The sequence below is a fragment of the Bradyrhizobium sp. GCM10028915 genome, assembly GCF_042666195.1.
Taxonomy (GTDB): Bacteria; Pseudomonadota; Alphaproteobacteria; order Rhizobiales; family Xanthobacteraceae; genus Bradyrhizobium; species Bradyrhizobium canariense_D.
In genome coordinates this window covers 1-322 of record NZ_JBHTFN010000075.1, presented here as the reverse complement: position 1 = coordinate 322, position 322 = coordinate 1, and the positions used below count along the sequence as shown (strand labels likewise).

1 pseudogene is annotated in these 322 nt (G+C 63.4%); it reads right to left on the bottom strand.

Going from position 1 to position 322, the window contains the following annotated elements:
* A pseudogene (locus ACFQX9_RS38600) lies at positions 1-322 on the bottom strand (IS21 family transposase); the annotation flags it as partial.

Genomic DNA, 322 nt, shown 5'->3' with positions numbered 1-322 from the left:
TGGAAGACCTCGATGGTCTTGTCGGCGATGCGGACATCGACGAGTTCACGGATCAGCCGATAAGGGGGGAATACCAATGGCCGTCGATCTCGACATGATAGTCGGCGCGACGCGGCAACGCTTCCAGCGCGCAAAGACGTAGGGCTGGTCCGGCAGTTCTCCCAGCTTGGGAAGATCGATCTCGGCGAACAGCTCGGTCCGGCTGGAGCCAAAACCGCGCATCTGGCGGGCGTTGAGTTCGACGACGAGGCCGCGGATGGCCGCATTGAGCTCCGCCAGGGAAAAGAAGCGCTGGTTGCGCAGGCGGGCCAGGATCCAGCGC